The organism is Hyphomicrobium sp. (genome assembly GCF_009026145.1).
Classification (GTDB): Bacteria; Pseudomonadota; Alphaproteobacteria; order Rhizobiales; family Hyphomicrobiaceae; genus Hyphomicrobium_A.
The window spans coordinates 206,161-224,000 of the sequence record NZ_WBUE01000003.1 but is presented as its reverse complement, the minus strand read 5'-3'; the positions used below and the strand labels follow the sequence as shown (position 1 = coordinate 224,000).

The following is a 17,840-nucleotide window of genomic DNA, read 5'->3' as shown; positions in this document are numbered from 1 at the left end:
AGGCTGCAATGTCGAACGGCGGCGACAACGACAAAGAAGGCAAGACAGAGGAAGCGACCGAGAAGAAGATTCGGGACGCGATCGAGAAGGGCAGTGTGCCGTTCTCCAAGGAGTTGCCCACCTTTGCCTCCCTTGCAGGGCTGATCCTCATAACGGCGTTCTTCATCGTCGGAGGCGCTATAGGGCTAGCGTCGTCTCTCAAGGGCTTCATCGACGATCCGGGCCGATGGCCGTTGGAAGACACTGCCGATGCAGTGCAGCTCTTTGGGGCGGTCAATTTTGACGCGGCGCGACTTCTCGCGCCCGTTGTCATCGTGCTCGCCATCGCGGGTCTGGCGAGCTCGCTGCTTCAGAATTCTCCGCGGATCGTCTTCGATCGCATCAAGCCGCAGTTGTCGCGCCTGTCCCTCAGCGCGGGGTGGCGAAGAATCTTCGGCATCCAAGGATGGGTCGAGTTTCTAAAGGGCGCATTCAAGCTGTCGGCGCTCGCCGTCCTCGCATATCTGCTCGTGCGCGCGGCCCGGTTCGACGTATTCAACTCCATGTTCATGGCGCCGCATGCTCTGCCCGAGCTCATGCAGACGATGGCGATCCGGCTATTCCTCGCTGTCGTTGCTGCAATCGTTCTGCTGGTTGTGGCCGACCTCGTGTGGTCGCGGTTCTTCTGGCGGCGCGAGCTGAGGATGACGCGACAGGAGGTCAAGGACGAGCAAAAGCAGTCCGATGGCGACCCAATCATCAAAGCGCGCTTGCGCTCTCTGGCGCGCGACCGCGCCCGCAAACGCATGATGGCGCGTGTCCCGCAGGCCACGGTCGTCATTGCCAATCCGACCCACTATGCAATCGCGCTGCGATACGTCCGAACGGAGAATCGTGCGCCACTCGTGGTCGCCAAAGGGCTTGACCTCATTGCCCTGAAAATCCGCGCGGTGGCCGAGAAGCACGGCATTCCAGTGGTGGAAGACAAGCTTCTCGCAAGGTCGCTCTACGATAAGGTCGAGGTGGATCAGCTCATTCCGCCGGAATTCTACAGGGCTGTGGCAAACGTGATCCTGTACATCATGTCGCGCGGAAGGCCATCGCAGGGGAATACTCCGCACCGATGATGCAACAAGCGAGCAAGTTTACATACGAGCGCGAGAAAGCGCTTGCCCATGGGATTCGCGAGTTGGCGTCGGATCTGCGCCTGGTTGAGCCTGCCGACTATGTCGATTTCGTCCGCACGGAGCGTTTTGCCAACATCGCCAATCTCGTCGCCTCCTCCGCCGAACTATTCTTCAAGCCGGGCACGATCGTCTTCGGGCATTCCGGCGACGTCGATCTGAGATGGGATCAGCCGCCAACCATCGCGCTCGACATGGAGTTCCGGCATATGCGCGTGAACCTCTATTTCCGCCTCGTCCTCGAGGCGCAACGGGCAGGCGTCGAGATCACCTACATCGCGTTCGATGGGGCATCCGAGGAGCCGGACGAGAATACACGGCGCCTCGTCGAAGCCATCGCTGACGCGCGCCTAATGCCTATCCCGGAGGTCGAGGATTTGGACCGCTGCCTCGTTGGACAGCCAGCGACAAGCCTCGGACAAGCTTAAGGCTCTACTAAGCTACGCAGACATCAAGCGCAGCTATCGGCATGAGCCCCATCTCTCTTTTCAGTATCGCCTCTCAACGGAGCCACTGGCTGTCGCTCCGTCAGGAGACGATTACCGGCAATATCGCCCACGCCAATACGCCGGGCTATGCCGCGCGCGATGTGCAGCCGTTCGAGGCCGTCCTCCAATCGTCACAACTTTCGATGGCAACCAGTGCCCCTGCGCATGTTGCGCACTCGACCGGGCCGCTGGAAGGCGCGGCGGAGGCCGAGGAGGACAGCTGGCAGACGTATGGCTCGGGAAACTCGGTCAGCATCGAGAAAGAGCTGGTCAAGGCCGGAGAGGTCAACAGTGCCTTTGCGTTGAATAACAGCGTGGTCAAAGCGTTTCATCGCATGCTGCTAACCAGCACAAAGGGCTAATCGTGATCGATCCGCTCAAGGTCTCACAGAGCATCGCTGCGGCCGGTCTCGATGTCCAGTCGCACCGAATGCGCGTTATCGCCGAGAACATGGCGAACGCGCAGTCGACGGCCAGTACGCCCGGTGGCGATCCATACACCCGGAAGACGGTCGTCTTCTCCAACGATTTCGACGAGGCACTCGGCGCCAACCTCGTGGGTGTCGAGCAAATCGGCAACGACCCCAGTCCCTATCGCGTGGAGCGCAATCCCAGTCATCCGGCCGCCGACCAGAGCGGAAACGTGAAGTATCCCAACGTGAACATCCTCGTCGAGATGGCCGACATGCGTGAAGCCAATCGCTCGTACGAGGCCAACCTGCAGATGATGAAGCAGTCGCGGGCGATGGTCATGATGACGGTCGATATGCTGAGGAGCAGTTGATGTTGGAGCAACTCCTCCCTGCAGTGTCCGGCATAGGTCGGAGCACTCCGGTACAGGGCGATGCCACGATCAGGTCGCGCGCGGCGGTGACTGAGCCGAGCGACGACTTCAGCAACATGCTGGCGCGCATGGCAGCCGATACCGTCGATACGCTAAAGGCTGCCGAGGCGACGTCAGTCGCCGGGATCACGGATAAGGCGTCGGTCCAACAGGTCGTGGAATCGGTAATGGCCGCGGAGCAATCGCTGCAAACGGCGCTGGCCGTCCGCGACAAGGTTGTCTCGGCGTATCTGGAAATCAGCCGCATGGCAATCTGAGGAGCTGGGAATGAGAGCGCTCGCCATTGCAGCAACGGGCATGAACGCGCAGCAGTTGAATGTTGAGGTGATCGCCAACAACATCGCGAATATCAACACGACTGCGTTCAAGCGCGCGCGCGCAGAATTCACCGACCTGCTCTATCAAGCAGAGCGGCCTGCCGGTGTACCGAACCGCGGCAACCAAGAGCCCATCCCCGAGGGCGCACAGGTCGGCCTCGGGGTCCGCAACGCGGCAATTCGTAATCTGCACATCCAGGGCGCGCTGACCAGCACTGGGAACAAGCTCGATCTCGCGATCAATGGCCGTGGGTGGTTCCAAATCGAGGGAGCTAACGGGGAGACGTTCTACACGCGCGCCGGCAGCTTCAACAAGAATGCGAATGGCCAGGTCGTTACAATCGACGGCAATCTCTTGCAGCCGGCGATTACCATTCCGGCGGACACGACTGAAATCGTCATCAATGAGACCGGAGAGGTCTTTGCGCGCACGGGCACGCAGACCGATCTGCAGTCGCTCGGCCAGATCACGTTGGCCAATTTCGCCAACGATGCGGGTCTCCAGCCGATGGGCGGCAATCTCTACCAACAAACTCCAGCATCGGGCTCGCCGGTGACTGGCGTGCCCGGTGATCCGAGTTTCGGCACTGTGGAACAAGGCTACCTTGAGCTCTCGAACGTCGACCCTGTGAAGGAGATCACCGAGCTGATCACGGCTCAGCGGTCGTACGAGATGAACTCCAAGGTCATCCAGGCCGTGGATGAGATGTACAGCACGATATCGAGAGGCTAGCCATGAGCCATCTTCGGTCTAGATCTCGATCGATGCGCCAAATCGCCGCCGGTGTCCTTTGTCTCGCTGGCGTGCTTTCCGCCCATGCCGGCCAACTGCAGCTGCCTGTTCCGCGCGTCACGATCTACCCCGGACAGGTGATCGTGAAAGGGATGCTTGCCGAGCGCGCCTTCCGGTCGGGCAGTGTCGATGAGGCCTCGGCGACGTCCTCAAGCGATGCGCTGATCGGTAAGGTGGCTCGGCAAACGCTCCTGCCGGGGCGCCCTATCAACCAAGGCGCAATCAGAGAGCCGCACGCCGTCACCCAGGGGCAGGCAGCGCTCATCATTTTTCAGAGTGGCGCATTGACCATTACCGGCAGCGCTATTGCCCTCCAGTCAGGAGGGACGGGTGACGTCGTGTCCGTACGCAATGTCGACAGCGGCCGAATCATAAAGGGGACGATCGGAGCCGACGGGGCCGTGCACGTGGGTGGTCCATGAAGCGCACCCTGAGCCTCATTTGGATCCTTTGCGCCAGCATGATCCTGGCCCCTAGCGCGTCGCGTTGCGCTGACGTTGGCCGATTGGGTGGGGACATGGGCCCATCCAATTTTCCAGCGTTTGGCGCTCCGACCAGGATCAAGAACATCGTCTCTATCCAAGGTGTCCGCGCCAATCAGCTGGTCGGCTATGGCTTGGTGATAGGCCTCAACGGAACCGGCGACAGTCTACGCAACTCGCCCTTCACCGAGCAGTCGCTACAGGCGATGCTCGACCGTATGGGCGTGAACATTCGCAAACAAAACACACGCACGCGCAACTCTGCGGCCGTCATCGTCACCGCCGAACTCCCTCCCTTCGTCCAGACAGGCGCGACCATAGACGTGACTGTCTCCTCGCTGGGCGATGCGACGTCGCTTCTGGGAGGGACCTTGATCATGACCCCTCTCTACGGGGCGGACAACCTCATCTATGGAGTGGCACAGGGGCCGGTTACCGTTTCCGGCTATCAGATCACTGGAGCTGCCCAAACGGTGACGCAGAATGTGCCCACGTCAGGTCGCATTCCCAACGGCGCGCTCATCGAGCGCGAGGCTCCCGGCCAATTTGTGGACGTTGAGTTTGTTGGCCTCGAGCTGCGCAATCCCGATTTCTCGACGGCAGTGCGCGTCGCAGACGCAATCAACTCCTATGGTCTGGATCGATTTGGGGTGCAGTTAGCGCGCGCGGCCGATCTGCGCTCCGTGGCCGTGAAACGTCCCCCATCGATGTCGCCGGCGCGACTGATGGCCGAGATCGGCGAGCTCATCGTTGAACCCGACGTGCCCGCTCGCGTCGTCGTCGACGAGCGAACGGGAACGATTGTGATCGGGCGCGACGTACAGATTTCCACGGTTGCCGTCACGCACGGGAATCTGACGGTAACCGTTACGGAAACGCCGCAGGTCTCGCAACCGCTGCCCTTCTCGGAAGGTCAGACGGTAGTGACGCCGGAAACCGACATATCAACGTACGAGCAAGGTGGAGCCCTCCGAATTGTTCGAGGCACGAGTCTGCAGGTATTGGTTCGCGGGCTGAACATGATGGGGCTGAAGCCGCAGGGGATCATTGCTGTCCTGCAAACGATCAAGACATCGGGTGCGCTTCAGGCTGATCTCGTGGTGCAATAATGGACCACGCTGGTTTGAGATCAATCGTGCGCGCGGCGGGGATCTTTATCCTTGGCATGCTCCCGCCCGCCGCGTGCGTTGCGGCGGACCAAAGTTGGGCTCCGGTAGTGGCCAGAGCCAGCAAGGCGGAGAGCCTTCCATCCAGAACACCGCCGCCGCCGATTCCTCACCCAAAGTCGGCAGCTATAAAGAAGATGTTGAGCGATGTGGGGGTGCCCATTCCGCCTGCCCCAGCGTCCTCTGAACCAAGCACTGTAGCCAGTGCGGGAGCAGAGATCACAACTGGTTCCATCGATCCCATCAAATCGACACGGATGTTGTCGCCGGAAGACTCTGCACGCTTGTTTGCCGAAGAGGGGGATCCGCCGGCCGACGAGCTGACGACTGGTGCCGTCGACAATCAAGGTTCCGATTTGGCGCGTGGGTATTGCGTCAACATCGCCAGTGCCGCGGCGGACGCGCGCACAGCCATGCAAATGGCAAAGCTTGCCCAGGTGGAGAAGGAGATCGGCAAGCGCATTGCCTCGTTGGAGGCGAAGAGTGCCGAGTACAAGGCATGGGTCGAGCGGCGCGACGAGTTCCTGAAGCGCGCCACGAGCGCGCTGGTGAAGATCTACACGCAGATGGAGCCCGAAGCGGCGGGTCTGCAGTTGGTTGCCATGGACGAGGAAACTGCGGCCGCTCTGCTGATGAAGCTCGAGCCACAAAACGCCAGCGCAATCTTGAACGAGATGCCTCCGGACAAGGCGGCAAGGCTCACGGCCACCGTTGCCGGGGCCGCACGAGTACCGAAAACCAAGGGGGCTCCCGCGGGCGCCGCTGCTGCCGCGCGGCCTGGCGGGGACGCACCCGCGCGCGCCAACCCCGACGAGGGCAGATCATGATCGCAAGGATCGCAATTTGCCCTTTGCTTGCAGCTCTCGTAAGCGCATGCGCGGTCGATGTTCGCGATTTCAATCGTGAGCCGCACCTGACGCCGGTGGGCAGCGGTCTCGTGCCCAAGAGGGTCGCGATGGTCAGCGAGCCGGCACCGGAGCCGGTCTACCGCGGCAACAACTCGATTTGGCAGGATTCCCGCGCCGACCTCTTTTCCGACCTGCGGGCGCGAAAGATCGGCGATACCGTAACGGTCAAGATCTACATGAAGGACAAGGCCTCGATCGCCAACGATTCAGAGCGCAAGCGCGACGCATCGAACTCGCTGGACCTCGGATTCACCTATGGGGCCGTTTCAAGCGATATCACGATTGCCAACGGGGGCGAACTGGGCGCAACCGCAGACTCCAAGACCAAGACCAAGAGTGAGGGCGGCATCGAACGCTCCGAGGAGATTGAGCTCCTCGTTGCCGCCGTCGTGTCAGACGTCCTGCCGAACGGCAACCTCGTCATCAGCGGCTCGCAGGAGGTACGGGTCAATTTCGAGATGCGCGTATTGAACGTCGCCGGCATCGTGCGACCGGTCGATATCTCCGCCGATAACAGCATTGCCTACGAGAAGATCGCCGAGGCCCGTATCGCCTATGGTGGCCGCGGTCGCCTGATGGAAGTCCAGCAGCCACCGTGGGGGCAGCAGCTGGTCGACAACGTGCTCCCCTGGTGATCGGTCGAGCCGCATGACGACAGTCGCCGAAGACGGAAAGCTTGCTGACGGGGAACAGGAGCCGCGCCGGCAGCTTTCCACGCTCTATTTTGTCCTCATCGTAGCCGCGCTGACGCTGGCTGCGGGGGGCATGGGCTTTCTATCCGGCCTGCGAATTCTCTCCAGCGCCCAGGAGACCGTTCGTAGCGAGGGGGGTGAGCCCCTAGGGCTGCTCGGCGGTCTCCAGCGCATGGAGGGCGCGAATCTGAAAGCGCTGGCTCCTATCGTGACGAACCTCGCGGAGAGCCCGCCTGTCTGGATCCGTCTCGAGGCGTCTCTCGTCTTCCACGAGAGCCCGGACGATGCGGACGCACTCGCTGCCCGCATCTCGGAGGATATCGTCGGGTTCCTGCGCACGATCTCGGTCAAGCAGATAGAGGGAGCTACCGGCTTCCAGCACTTGTCCGAGGACTTGAACGAGCGCGTGCGCGTGCGCAGCAGCGGCCGTGTGCGGGAGCTGGTCATTCAAGGATTGATCATTGAATGAAAAGAGGTCTCCTCATCCTCTGCCTCCTGCTGTTCAGCTCCGTGCAGGTCGCCGCTCAACAGTTGCCAAGCCTAGATTCGCTTGTGCCGCCCGGCGATGCAACCGCGGCCGGCCGCATCGTGCAGCTCGTCCTCTTGATCACCGTGCTGTCGGTCGCGCCGGGAATTCTCATCATGGTGACGTGCTTCACACGTTTCGTGATCGCGCTGTCCTTCTTGAGGGCCGGAATTGGCCTGCAGACGACGCCGGCAAACTTGATCCTGATCAGCTTGGCGCTGTTCATGACCCTTTATGTCATGGCGCCGACGTTCGACCGCGCCTGGCAGGGCGGCGTAGCGCCTCTGATTGAGAATAAGATCACGGAGGCGGAGGCCTATGACCGCATCACGGCCCCCTTTCGCTCTTTCATGCTCGCCAACGTGCGCGACAAGGATCTGAAGCTCTTCAACGATCTCGCGCACGAATACCTGTGGCCGAAGCAGAACAAGACCGGGGCGCCCCCCGCGCCTGCTCCAAGTGCGGCTCCTCCGAGTGCAGGGGAGAGCGATCTCGAATTGCGCATCCTCATCCCTGCATTCATGATCTCCGAGCTCAGGCGCGGATTCGAGATCGGCTTTCTCATGGTTCTGCCGTTCCTGGTCATCGACTTGATCGTTGCGACTTTGACGATGTCGATGGGCATGATGATGCTGCCGCCGACGGTCATCTCATTGCCTTTCAAGATTCTGTTCTTCGTTCTGATAGACGGCTGGAACCTCCTAGTGGGCGGGCTCATCCGCTCGTTTGCGTAAGATATCGATTGCCGCGTTGGTGGCGTAGAGCATGACAGGTTGGGCCCCGGAGACTTCGGGGCTCAAGGGCATGATGCCGTGCTGTCATACGGGCTGCGATCCGGATGTCCCCGCAAAGACGTCAATCATAGGCACAGGCACACAATGGCCAGCATCAACACCAACATCGCCGCAATGACGGCATTGCGGTCGCTCACGTCTACCAACATGGCACTCGAGCAAACGCAGGACCGCATCTCGACGGGCCTGCGCGTCGCGACGGCCGCCGACAACGCCGCTTACTGGTCGATCGCGACCACGATGAAGTCCGACAACTCTGCCCTCTCCACAGTGCAGGACGCGCTCGGCCTCGGCGCCGCCACCGTCGACGTCGCCTACACCGCCCTCGACGAGGCCAAGAACATCGTCACCAAGCTCAAGGACAAGCTCGTCGCGGCGGCGCAGCCCGGCCTCGACCGCGCCAAGATCCAGACGGAAATCGACGAGCTGCAGGCGCAGCTCACCGGCATCGCCAGCGCGGCGAGCCTGCAGGGCCAGAACTGGCTCTCCGTCGACTCGAGCGCGGCCGGCTTCAACGCCACCAAGAGCATCATCTCCTCGATCAGCCGGGCCGGGGGCACCATCTCGGTACAGACGATCGCGATCGACACCAACTCGATGATCCTGTTCGATGCGAACGCTGCGGCCAGCGGCATCCTCGATTCTACGCGTAACGCCACGACGGGCGTGGTGGATGCGGCCGGTACCTTCACCATCGCGACCCTCGACATCTCGGCCTTGACCGACAGCACGGCCGATCTCGCCACCCTCGACGGCTACATCAAGGGCGCTGACCGAGCGATCAGCGAAATGGCCGCCGGCGCAACGGCGCTCGGCGCCGCCAAGGCGCGCATCGAGATCCAGCAGTCGTTCGTCTCCAGCCTGATGGACGCCATCGAGGGCGGCATCAGCCAGCTGATCGACGCGGACATGAACGAGGAATCGACCCGCCTGCAGGCACTGCAGGTGAAGCAGCAACTCGGCATCCAGGCGCTCAGCATCGCCAATGCCTCGAGCCAGAGCATCCTGCGCCTGTTCCAGCAATAATCAGCGAGATTTGAACCGACGAGCTTTGGAAGCCAAGCTCACTCCGAGCTTGGCTTTTCCTATGGCAATTTTTCGCGCGGATTCGAACGGCGACGGGCGGCGCGAGACGGTCATTAATCAGATCTTAAGCACAATTCTTTAAAAGGCGGCGCATGACAGGTTGGGCCCGGCTGCGTTGGGCTCAAGGGCATGATGCCGCGCTGTCATACCGGCTGCGACCCGGCATGTCCCCGCAAAATCGCTGAATCTCAGGGACAAACATACATGGCCAGTATCAACACCAACGTCGCCGCAATGACGGCATTGCGATCGCTCACGTCAACCAACATGGCCCTCACGCAAACCCAGGACCGCATCTCGACGGGCTTGCGCGTCGGGACGGCCGCCGACAACGCCGCCTACTGGTCGATCGCCACCACGATGCGGTCGGACAACTCCGCGCTCTCCACGGTGCAGGACGCGCTCGGCCTCGGCGCCGCCACCGTCGACGTCGCCTACACCGCCCTCGACGAGGCCAAGAACATCGTCACCAAGATCAAGGACAAGCTCGTCGCCGCGGCGCAGCCCGGCCTCGACCGCGCCAAGATCCAGACGGAAATCACCGAGCTGCAGGCGCAGCTCACCGGCATCGCCAGCGCTGCCACCCTGCAGGGCCAGAACTGGCTGTCCGTCGACTCGAGCGCGGCCGGCTTCAACGCCACCAAGAGCATCGTTTCGTCGATTGCGCGTGCCAGCGGTACCATCACCGTGCAGACGATCTCCGTCAACACCACCTCGATGATCCTGTTCGATGCGAACGCCGCGGCGGATGGCATCCTCGATTCTACTCGTAACGCCACGACGGGCGTGGTGGATGCGGCCGGTACCTTCACCATCTCGACCCTCAACATCTCGGCCTTGACCGACAGCACGGCCGACCTCGCCATCCTCGACGGCTACACCAAGGGTGCCGACCGGGCCATCACCGAGATGACCGCCGGTGCGACGGCGCTCGGTGCCGCCAAGGCGCGCATCGAGATCCAGCAATCGTTCGTCGGCGCCCTTCAGGACGCCATCGAGGGCGGCATCAGCCAGCTCGTCGACGCGGACATGAACGAGGAATCGACCCGCTTGCAGGCGCTGCAGGTGAAGCAGCAACTCGGCATCCAGGCGCTCAGCATCGCCAACGGCTCGAGCCAGAGCATCCTGCGGCTGTTCCAGTAAGGCGACAAAGGCCAAGCTCTCTTCCGAGGGCTTGGCCTTCCTCAAACCGGCGCATCGCTTTGGACGGGCGAGGTCCGCGGCCAGCTCTTTTTTTTAAGGTAGTTTTCCTCGCGCCTGCTCGTCGACCGCGATCGTTAGCAGTGTTGCAACCATTATTCTCTAAGCCTTAAGGCATGACAGGTTGAGCCCGCATCGCATTGGGCACAAAGGCATGATGCCGAGCTGTCATGCCGGCGACCCGGTATGTCCCCGACTTGTAAAACAGTAACCCAAGGGACAAACCTTCATGGCCAGTATCAATACCAACGTCGCCGCAATGACGGCATTGCGGTCGCTCACGGCAACCAACCAGGCTCTCACGCAAACCCAGGACCGCATCTCGACGGGCCTGCGCGTCGCCACGGCCGCCGACAACGCCGCCTACTGGTCGATCGCGACCACGATGCGCTCGGACTCATCGGCACTCTCCACGGTGCAGGATGCGCTCGGCCTCGGCGCCGCCACCGTCGACGTCGCCTACACCGCCCTCGACGAGGCCAAGAACATCGTCACCAAGATCAAGGACAAGCTCGTCGCCGCGGCGCAGCCGGGCCTCGACCGCGCCAAGATCCAGACGGAAATCACCGAGCTGCAGGCGCAGCTCACCGGCATGGCCAGCGCTGCCACGCTGCAGGGCCAGAACTGGCTCTCCGTCGATTCGAGCGCGGCCGGTTTCAATGCCACCAAGAGCATTGTCTCCTCGATTAGCCGTGCCGGCGGCACGATTTCGGTGCAGACGATCTCCGTCAATACCAACTCGATGATTCTGTTCGATGCGAACGCAGCGGCATCCGGTATCCTCGATGCCACGCGTAACGCAACGACGGGCGTGGTGGATGCGGCCGGTACATTCGCCATCTCGACGCTCAACATCTCGGCGTTGACCGACAGCACGGCCGATCTCGCCATCCTCGACGGCTACATCAAGGGCGCCGACCGGGCGATCACCGAGATGACCGCCGGCGCAACGGCGCTCGGCGCCGCCAAGGCGCGCATCGAGATCCAGCAGTCGTTCGTCTCCAGCCTGATGGATGCGATCGAAGGCGGCATCAGCCAGCTGGTCGACGCGGACATGAACGAGGAATCGACCCGCCTACAGGCGCTGCAGGTGAAGCAGCAACTCGGCATCCAGGCGCTCAGCATCGCCAACAGCTCGAGCCAGAGCATCCTGCGGCTGTTCCAGTAAGGCAACAAACGTCGAGAAATTGGAAAGGCCGAGCTCTCTCCGAGGGCTCGGCCTTTCGTATGGCAATTCTCACGCAAGGTTCCACCCGAAAGATCGCGCCGACAATCCATAAACCGGATTCGCATCCCCGAGGAGGCGCATGGTCTGGGGCGATCAGCTCAAGCAATTGTGGGGCAACTTGCTTGCCCTGGGTCCGCGGCGGCTCGCCGTGCTGGGCCTGGTTGGGCTCACGGTCTTCGTTGCCGTCGGCCTCGGCAGCTACTATGTGAGCCGGCCCGAGTACGAAACCTTGTACGCAGGCCTCGAGGCGCAGGATGTGGCCCGGGTCGGTGCGGCGCTGCAGGAAGCGGGCATTTCCTTCGACGTCAATCCGGAAGGAACAGCCGTCCTGGTCCATCCCGGACAGGCCTCGCGGGCCCGGATGATGCTGGCGGAAAAGGGCCTCCCGAGCAGCGCCGGCGCAGGATACGAGCTCTTCGACAAGATGGGCGCCATCGGTCTTACCTCCTTCATGCAGGAGATTACCCGGGTGCGGGCCCTAGAAGGAGAGATCGCCCGCACCATTCAAGGCATGAAGGGTGTTCGAGCCGCACGCGTCCATATCGTCATGGCGGACGCTGGCTCCTTCCGCCGCAGCACGCAGCAGCCGTCGGCGTCGGTGGTGATCCGAACCGACTCCTCGGCAGACTTCTCGTCTGCGCAGGCGATCCGGCATCTTGTTGCAGCCGCCATCCCGGGAATGACAATAGACAAGGTCCGCGTGCTCAGCACGGACGGTACCGTGCTTGCCGCCGGCGACGGGACCTTCAACGCGGCGCCGACCAAGATGCTGGAGCTCGAGAAAACCGTTGCGAGCGAGCTGAAGCAAAACGTGAGCGAGACACTGGCTCCCTATATCGGCATCGACAACTTCGAGCTCAGTGTTGCCGCCCGGCTCAACATCGATAAGCGTCAGATCAACGAGACCGCCTTCGATCCGGACTCGCGGTTCGAGCGTTCGCGGCGCACGGTCAAGGAGCGGACGAACTCGAAGGATGCAGGAAACGCTCAACCCGTCGGGGTGGACCAGAATCTTCCGGCTGAGCAGCCGCAAAGCGCGGGTGCAGCCAACGGATCGTCGCGGTCCAGCGAGCGCAAGGAGGAGCTGAAGAACTTCGAAGCAAACTCCAAGACGATCTCGACTGTGAGCGACGGCTACAGGGTCGAGGCGCTGACTGTCGCCGTTGTCATCAACCGCGGGCGTTTGCAGGCCTTGCTGGGCGATAAGGCATCCCCAGAGGCGATGGATGCAAAGCTGAAGGAGGTTGAGAGCCTGGTCGCGTCGGCGACGGGCGCCGATCAGAAGCGCGGAGACCGGATCACGGTGGCAGCGGTCGATTTTCTGCCCGCCAGCGATCTATTGCAGCCCGTGCCCTCGCCCGGGACCGGCGAATATCTGCTCGGCCAGCTGGGCGCTTTTGCGAAGGCGCTGGCCGTCATCGGCGCGGCTATCATACTCGCGTGGTTTGGTTTGCGGCCCGCCACTCGCATGTTGCTCGAGTTCCAGCCTTCACAGGTGGCCAGAGCCGCAGACGAGTTGCCTTTTGAGCCGCAAATTGCGCCGGCATTTGCCATGGACTCGCAGCTTGCGCCCGAGCCTGTTCCAGACCTCATCGGAGATCTGACCAGCAAGATCAATCGCACACCGCAGAAACGACTTGAGCAGATGGTGGACTACGACGAGGACCAGGCGGTCGCAATTCTGAGGCAATGGCTGCGTGGAGGGTCGTAGCCGTGAGCGTAGTTCCGGCTGCTCCCTACCTCGTTGATTTCAGCGCCAAGGATATCGCGTCGGAGGTTGGCGAGGAATCCCCGCGTCCGTCTTCTACAGTTGGCGGCGACAGCGACTGGGCGGAGCGGGTTGAGGAGGCGCACGCGCGAGGGATTGAAGAGGGCAGGAAAGCAGCCGAAGCCGAGACGATTGCTCGGCTCGAGGAACAGAAGGCCGCATTGGAGCAGAGTCTCGCCACAGCTCGAATGTCCTGGTGCGAGGAGCAAGGTCCGCGGATCGCGGAACAGATCGGGATGGCTGTCCGCGACCTGGAGGATCGCATCGCTGAATCTGTCGAACGTGTCCTCAGGCCCTTTTTGGCCGAAGCGGCTCGCGATGAGGCAATCCGCCAGCTGCGCGCGATAGTAGAGGAGCTCATCGCCACCAATCCCGGCATCACCTTGGAGATCTCGGCTCCTGAAGATCTGCTCAGTACTGTGCGCGCAAGTCTCTCAGCATCTGTCGTTACCGTGTCGTACGTCGTCAATGAGGCCTGCGACGTTCAGCTCAAAGCCGGTGCATCTATTATTGAGACTCGCATCGCGGCATGGCTGAAGTACAGCGAAGGGCAAGTCGCATGACGGGGCCCCAGAGCGAAGGCGAAGAGGATACACGGCAGCACGAGCTCGTCATCATCCGCCGGCGAAATGACGGAGAGGAGGCTCCGCACAAGGGTGGCGTGTGGAAGATCGCGCACGCCGACTTCATGACGGCGCTCATGGCCTTCTTTCTGGTCATGTGGTTGATAACTGCGACCGATGACAAGACGATCACGGGGGTCGCAAACTACTTCAATCCAATGCGATTGACCGATTCGACCGCGCGACCGAAGGGCCTCTTCACCATGGAGCCCGGGGGTGAGCACGAGGACAGCGAGCACGGATTGCCAGAAACCGACAAGCCGCGCGGATCGTCCGCCGGCAAGGTGTCGGAAAGGAAGGCCGAGGCAGCTTTGTTCAACGATCCCTACGAGGCGCTCGACAGGATTGCGGAGCAGGCCGGCAAAACAGCTCCAGAGCTGGCAGTGACGGAGAGAGGAAATACACCGGCGCATAAGACGGGGGAGGCGTTTCGCGATCCCTTCGATCCGGATACTCGCTACGAGCTCTCGCGCCAGGGCAGGGCCGGCGGACAGACCGGCGAGAAGGAGGACGCAAGCGCCCCGGGACGCAAGAGCGAGGGCGACAGCGGTCCTTCCTCCTCGCAACCGGCGACCGGCCATGACGACAGCATGGGCGCAATTACTGAATTACGGCGACAGATTGAAGAGACGGTTAGGCGATCCGGTTTCTCTGCCATACCGGGCATCGACGTTCGATCGACGGACGATGGCCCACTGATCAGCATCACCGACCAGCCAAATTTCGAGATGTTCGGCATCGCGTCCGCGCGCCCGGAGCCGGGCCTCGTGGTCCTGATGGAAAAGATTGGCAAGATCATTGCCGGCCGTCCCGAGCAAATCGTCATTCGCGGCCACACGGATGGTAGGCCGTTCAGGTCTGATGACTACGACAATTGGCGGCTTTCGACCGCCAGGGCGCACATGGCCTACTACATGCTCGTGCGCAGCGGCCTCTCCGAGGCGCGCGTCGATCGCATCGAGGGGCATGCGGATCACGACCTGAAGATTGTCGATCGTCCGCTCGCAGCGGAGAACCGGCGCATCGAAGTCCTGCTGCTAAAGGGCAAGCCCTGATGCGGATCGCGCTCTGCTTCGTTCTGGTGCTCTGGGCCATGGCTCCTGTTGGCGCGCCGGCTGCCGCTGGATCGGAGAAGAAGCCCTTCGAACTCGTGCGCGAGCTGCAAATATTCCAGGACCAAGCGGTTCTAAAAACCAAGAACGCTCGGGCTGAGCAAACGGAGCGGATTGCGAAGGTTGCCGCGCAACTCACCAAGTTCGACGCAAGCGTATGGGCAGATCCGCGGAATGCGCGCGCAGCCGTGATCTACGTCCTGAGTGGAGGCGACCCTCGCGTGTTGCGCAAACTGACCGGATCGGGCGTTGCGCTTGGTATTGATGACCGGCTGGTGAAAGGAGCGTTGGCATATGGTGAGCGCCGCGACGCTGAAGCGATAGAGCTCCTCGACGGAATAGACATTGACTCGCTCGACCGCAGCGTCGGCGGGCACGTCGCTCTAGTGCGTGCCCTGCTTGTAGCGAAGAACGATCCGCGCAAGGCATTTGCCCTACTCGACCGGGCACGCATCGTGGCGCCCGGCACAATCATCGAGGAAGCGGCGCTGCGGCGTCAGGCAATTTTGGCTGCAAGGATGGGCGAGTTCGATGCTTTCGAGGCACTCTCCTCTCAGTATTTCAGGCGGTTTTCAAACTCGATATTCGTAAGGAGCTTCGAGCGCCAATTCGCTCGCGAGGTAGCAGCAGGTGGCTATACCGCCGACCCAAAGCGCATTGCAGAGCTCGAGCGTCTGCTTCGCGGGCTGCCCGATGTCGAGCGCGGAGAGACTTGCCTTGCAGTCGCGGAGGAAGGCATCGCCGTCGCCAACGTGGAGGTCGTACGCCTCGCGGGTCGAGTAGCGGCCATTGATGCAAAATCACGGCGTCTTGACGCGATGCGGCTGATGCTGTTCGAGGCGGCGGCTTTGATTGTCACGTCCGACTACGAGCAGGGCCGCACGTCGCTTCGATTGATTGACAAATCGAAGCTCGGTGCGCGCGAGGAGGCACTCCTTTATGCGGCGCTTGCCGTCGCCGACGCGATCTCGCGGCCGCCGCTGCTCCCGCAGGGAACCAATGAGGCGAGCCCGAACGAGACGGTAGCCGGCGAGTCAGCCGATTCCGCGATTTCAAGCGTGGTCAGCGATGCAGAACGTGCGATCGCGCGCGTCGATGGGCTCTTAAGCGAGGCCGCGAGATGACGACACCCGGAACCATTGCAGCGCCTCCGACCGCCCCCTCGAAAGCCGGGGTCGGACCTCTGCACGACACAGGCGCAAAGAGCGACGCCGGTACCGTCACCGGTGAGGCGGAAGAGGGGTTCGGCGAGCTTCTGTCCAAGCTGCAGACGAACGGCTCTGGCGAATCCGCCTTGGCCAAGGGCAGCGCCAGGGCTGGCGAGCGGTCCAACATGCAGCGGCACGACATCGAGGTGCAGCTTGCTCCAGAGGAGGGCGCCGATCCGCAGGTTGGCTCGTTGGGCGATTTCCTTTCCGGCACCGATCTGCAGCCCGATAGCGATCCGCACCAGCAAGAGATGTCCGACGCGCCTCGAATTCAGGGACCGGGGGCTGACGCCACTACCGCTACAGCCAATGGCGTCGCCGCCCTCGTTGCGCTCAATCACGGACAACCGTCTGTAGGACGCGGGTCGGACGCCCCCATGCGGTCGCCGACTGCACGAGAGGCAGCAGATTCTGAGGCCGCGTCCGAGACAAAGGTTGCGCCGAAGCCCACCGGGACTGAGGCGCGGCCGGCGCTCCCGGTTGACGGCACGGCAAAGGGTCAAGTGGACAACACGGATGCAGCTCATCCTGCAACCGGCACTGACCCGGCCCTCGCGCGCCTCGGTGCCCAGGGAACTCCCATCGACAAGAACAAGTCGGAGCGGGTGGACAGGAACCAGAGACCTGCACCGGCGGCAGACCCCTCCGTGGTGCGCGTCGCCGATGGTGCGACCGCACTAGCGCGACGGCTTGAGATCCCGGCGGCAACGCAACGGCCGAAGGCAGACGTTCTGCGGCAGGAAACACATTTCGCGCCAGTCTCGCCGACATCGGAAGGTCGCCATGCCGGCATCCCCGCGCAAGACAGCAGCAAACCGGGCACGGGGCCGGAGGCGCTCGGCGGAGAGCCTGTTGGGGCGACTTCCCTGGATGCGGCGCTGCCTTCCGCTAACGGCTCGCCCCCTGTCGCTGCGCCGCCCGCACAACAGATTGCCGATCGCATCGCCACCGAGGCCGCTTCGGCTCCTGAGCTCGCAGATCGCATCGACACGACACGCGAGCAGCCGGGCATGAAGCCGGCACTCAAGATCCTGCACATTCAGCTGCAGCCCGCCGATCTCGGCACCGTCACGGTCCGCATGGAGCTGAAGGATGCGGAGTTGAAGCTGCACGTCGAAGCTGAGCGGACGGAAACGGCGGAGCTGATCCGCAGCGACCAGGACACACTCTCCAAGCTCCTGCGGTCCGCCGGATACAACGTCGATACCGCCTCCATTCGCGTGGCGGAGGGCGACCGGACAGCCGCGGCCCAGCAGCCTGGACAGTCCGGCACGCAGGCAAACCTGCAGTCTTCACCGCAATCGCAGTCCGGCGCGTCGGAACGTCAGGAGCATGCGCCGCGCGGGAGTACGGGCCCCGATGGCGATACCGGGCCACAAGCAAGCCGGAACGACACTCATGAGACGACTACGAATCGCGCTGGCCTCGGCCTTTATGTTTAG

20 protein-coding genes are annotated in these 17,840 nt (G+C 62.4%); all 20 read left to right on the top strand.

Annotated elements, in window-relative coordinates; genetic code table 11:
• The first annotated feature begins 8 nt into the window (after nt 1-8).
• Nucleotides 9-1,106, top strand: coding sequence for a flagellar biosynthesis protein FlhB (gene flhB, locus F9K20_RS04435; RefSeq protein ID WP_290997735.1), 1,098 nt, complete (start codon nt 9-11; stop codon nt 1,104-1,106).
• Nucleotides 1,103-1,591 carry a hypothetical protein gene (locus tag F9K20_RS04430; RefSeq protein ID WP_290997732.1) on the top strand — a complete coding sequence of 163 codons (489 nt, stop codon included), beginning with the start codon at nt 1,103-1,105 and terminating at the stop codon, nt 1,589-1,591. Before flhB ends, F9K20_RS04430 begins: the two co-directional genes overlap by 4 nt.
• A gap of 41 nt (nt 1,592-1,632) precedes the next feature.
• On the top strand, nt 1,633-2,013 hold the full coding sequence (flgB, locus tag F9K20_RS04425; protein WP_290997729.1) for a flagellar basal body rod protein FlgB: 381 nt from the start codon (nt 1,633-1,635) through the stop codon (nt 2,011-2,013).
• A gap of 2 nt (nt 2,014-2,015) precedes the next feature.
• Complete coding sequence (flgC, locus tag F9K20_RS04420; protein ID WP_290997727.1) at nt 2,016-2,435, top strand: flagellar basal body rod protein FlgC; 420 nt, start codon at nt 2,016-2,018, stop codon at nt 2,433-2,435.
• Nucleotides 2,435-2,752 (top strand): flagellar hook-basal body complex protein FliE, encoded by a 318-nt coding sequence (locus F9K20_RS04415; protein WP_290997724.1) that lies wholly within the window; start codon nt 2,435-2,437, stop codon nt 2,750-2,752. The genes flgC and F9K20_RS04415 overlap by 1 nt, the downstream gene beginning before the upstream one ends.
• Before the next feature lie 10 nt (nt 2,753-2,762).
• Nucleotides 2,763-3,545, top strand: coding sequence for a flagellar basal-body rod protein FlgG (flgG, locus tag F9K20_RS04410; protein WP_290997721.1), 783 nt, complete (start codon nt 2,763-2,765; stop codon nt 3,543-3,545).
• Nucleotides 3,546-3,577: 32 nt separating this feature from the next.
• Entirely contained in the window at nt 3,578-4,027 is a 450-nt protein-coding gene (gene flgA, locus F9K20_RS04405) for a flagellar basal body P-ring formation chaperone FlgA (protein ID WP_290997718.1), read from the top strand.
• Nucleotides 4,028-4,122: 95 nt separating this feature from the next.
• Nucleotides 4,123-5,196, top strand: coding sequence for a flagellar basal body P-ring protein FlgI (gene flgI, locus F9K20_RS04400; protein WP_290997715.1), 1,074 nt, complete (start codon nt 4,123-4,125; stop codon nt 5,194-5,196).
• Between the two features lie 341 nt (nt 5,197-5,537).
• Nucleotides 5,538-6,080, top strand: a complete 543-nt coding sequence (locus F9K20_RS04395) for a MotE family protein (protein ID WP_290997712.1) — start codon at nt 5,538-5,540, stop codon at nt 6,078-6,080.
• On the top strand, nt 6,077-6,796 hold the full coding sequence (gene flgH / locus F9K20_RS04390) for a flagellar basal body L-ring protein FlgH (RefSeq protein WP_290997709.1): 720 nt from the start codon (nt 6,077-6,079) through the stop codon (nt 6,794-6,796). The genes F9K20_RS04395 and flgH overlap by 4 nt, the downstream gene beginning before the upstream one ends.
• Before the next feature lie 13 nt (nt 6,797-6,809).
• Nucleotides 6,810-7,322: a flagellar basal body-associated FliL family protein gene (locus tag F9K20_RS04385; RefSeq protein ID WP_290997706.1), complete on the top strand. Its 513-nt coding sequence runs from the start codon at nt 6,810-6,812 to the stop codon at nt 7,320-7,322.
• Nucleotides 7,319-8,113, top strand: a complete 795-nt coding sequence (locus tag F9K20_RS04380; protein ID WP_290997704.1) for a flagellar type III secretion system pore protein FliP — start codon at nt 7,319-7,321, stop codon at nt 8,111-8,113. The genes F9K20_RS04385 and F9K20_RS04380 overlap by 4 nt, the downstream gene beginning before the upstream one ends.
• A 144-nt stretch (nt 8,114-8,257) precedes the next feature.
• On the top strand, nt 8,258-9,199 hold the full coding sequence (locus F9K20_RS04375; RefSeq protein WP_290997702.1) for a flagellin: 942 nt from the start codon (nt 8,258-8,260) through the stop codon (nt 9,197-9,199).
• Nucleotides 9,200-9,463: 264 nt separating this feature from the next.
• On the top strand, nt 9,464-10,402 hold the full coding sequence (locus F9K20_RS04370) for a flagellin (protein ID WP_290997700.1): 939 nt from the start codon (nt 9,464-9,466) through the stop codon (nt 10,400-10,402).
• 286 nt (nt 10,403-10,688) lie between these two features.
• Nucleotides 10,689-11,627, top strand: a complete 939-nt coding sequence (locus tag F9K20_RS04365) for a flagellin (RefSeq protein WP_290997698.1) — start codon at nt 10,689-10,691, stop codon at nt 11,625-11,627.
• Between the two features lie 139 nt (nt 11,628-11,766).
• Nucleotides 11,767-13,398, top strand: a complete 1,632-nt coding sequence (gene fliF / locus F9K20_RS04360) for a flagellar basal-body MS-ring/collar protein FliF (RefSeq protein WP_290997696.1) — start codon at nt 11,767-11,769, stop codon at nt 13,396-13,398.
• Nucleotides 13,399-13,400: 2 nt separating this feature from the next.
• Nucleotides 13,401-14,018 (top strand): hypothetical protein, encoded by a 618-nt coding sequence (locus tag F9K20_RS04355; protein ID WP_290997694.1) that lies wholly within the window; start codon nt 13,401-13,403, stop codon nt 14,016-14,018.
• Nucleotides 14,015-15,133, top strand: a complete 1,119-nt coding sequence (locus tag F9K20_RS04350) for a flagellar motor protein MotB (protein ID WP_290997692.1) — start codon at nt 14,015-14,017, stop codon at nt 15,131-15,133. Before F9K20_RS04355 ends, F9K20_RS04350 begins: the two co-directional genes overlap by 4 nt.
• Nucleotides 15,133-16,314, top strand: a complete 1,182-nt coding sequence (locus tag F9K20_RS04345) for a hypothetical protein (RefSeq protein ID WP_290997690.1) — start codon at nt 15,133-15,135, stop codon at nt 16,312-16,314. Before F9K20_RS04350 ends, F9K20_RS04345 begins: the two co-directional genes overlap by 1 nt.
• Complete coding sequence (locus F9K20_RS04340; RefSeq protein ID WP_290997688.1) at nt 16,311-17,840, top strand: flagellar hook-length control protein FliK; 1,530 nt, start codon at nt 16,311-16,313, stop codon at nt 17,838-17,840. The genes F9K20_RS04345 and F9K20_RS04340 overlap by 4 nt, the downstream gene beginning before the upstream one ends.

Coding starts and splice junctions, on each gene's coding strand:
- flhB (WP_290997735.1), top strand. CDS start 9: ATGTCGAACGGCGGCGACAACGACAAAGAAGGCAAGACAGAGGAAGCG.
- F9K20_RS04365 (WP_290997698.1), top strand. CDS start 10,689: ATGGCCAGTATCAATACCAACGTCGCCGCAATGACGGCATTGCGGTCG.
- flgH (WP_290997709.1), top strand. CDS start 6,077: ATGATCGCAAGGATCGCAATTTGCCCTTTGCTTGCAGCTCTCGTAAGC.
- F9K20_RS04385 (WP_290997706.1), top strand. CDS start 6,810: ATGACGACAGTCGCCGAAGACGGAAAGCTTGCTGACGGGGAACAGGAG.
- F9K20_RS04340 (WP_290997688.1), top strand. CDS start 16,311: ATGACGACACCCGGAACCATTGCAGCGCCTCCGACCGCCCCCTCGAAA.
- flgB (WP_290997729.1), top strand. CDS start 1,633: ATGAGCCCCATCTCTCTTTTCAGTATCGCCTCTCAACGGAGCCACTGG.
- F9K20_RS04370 (WP_290997700.1), top strand. CDS start 9,464: ATGGCCAGTATCAACACCAACGTCGCCGCAATGACGGCATTGCGATCG.
- fliF (WP_290997696.1), top strand. CDS start 11,767: ATGGTCTGGGGCGATCAGCTCAAGCAATTGTGGGGCAACTTGCTTGCC.
- F9K20_RS04380 (WP_290997704.1), top strand. CDS start 7,319: ATGAAAAGAGGTCTCCTCATCCTCTGCCTCCTGCTGTTCAGCTCCGTG.
- F9K20_RS04415 (WP_290997724.1), top strand. CDS start 2,435: ATGTTGGAGCAACTCCTCCCTGCAGTGTCCGGCATAGGTCGGAGCACT.
- flgA (WP_290997718.1), top strand. CDS start 3,578: ATGCGCCAAATCGCCGCCGGTGTCCTTTGTCTCGCTGGCGTGCTTTCC.
- F9K20_RS04430 (WP_290997732.1), top strand. CDS start 1,103: ATGATGCAACAAGCGAGCAAGTTTACATACGAGCGCGAGAAAGCGCTT.
- F9K20_RS04375 (WP_290997702.1), top strand. CDS start 8,258: ATGGCCAGCATCAACACCAACATCGCCGCAATGACGGCATTGCGGTCG.
- flgG (WP_290997721.1), top strand. CDS start 2,763: ATGAGAGCGCTCGCCATTGCAGCAACGGGCATGAACGCGCAGCAGTTG.
- flgI (WP_290997715.1), top strand. CDS start 4,123: ATGGGCCCATCCAATTTTCCAGCGTTTGGCGCTCCGACCAGGATCAAG.
- F9K20_RS04345 (WP_290997690.1), top strand. CDS start 15,133: ATGCGGATCGCGCTCTGCTTCGTTCTGGTGCTCTGGGCCATGGCTCCT.
- F9K20_RS04350 (WP_290997692.1), top strand. CDS start 14,015: ATGACGGGGCCCCAGAGCGAAGGCGAAGAGGATACACGGCAGCACGAG.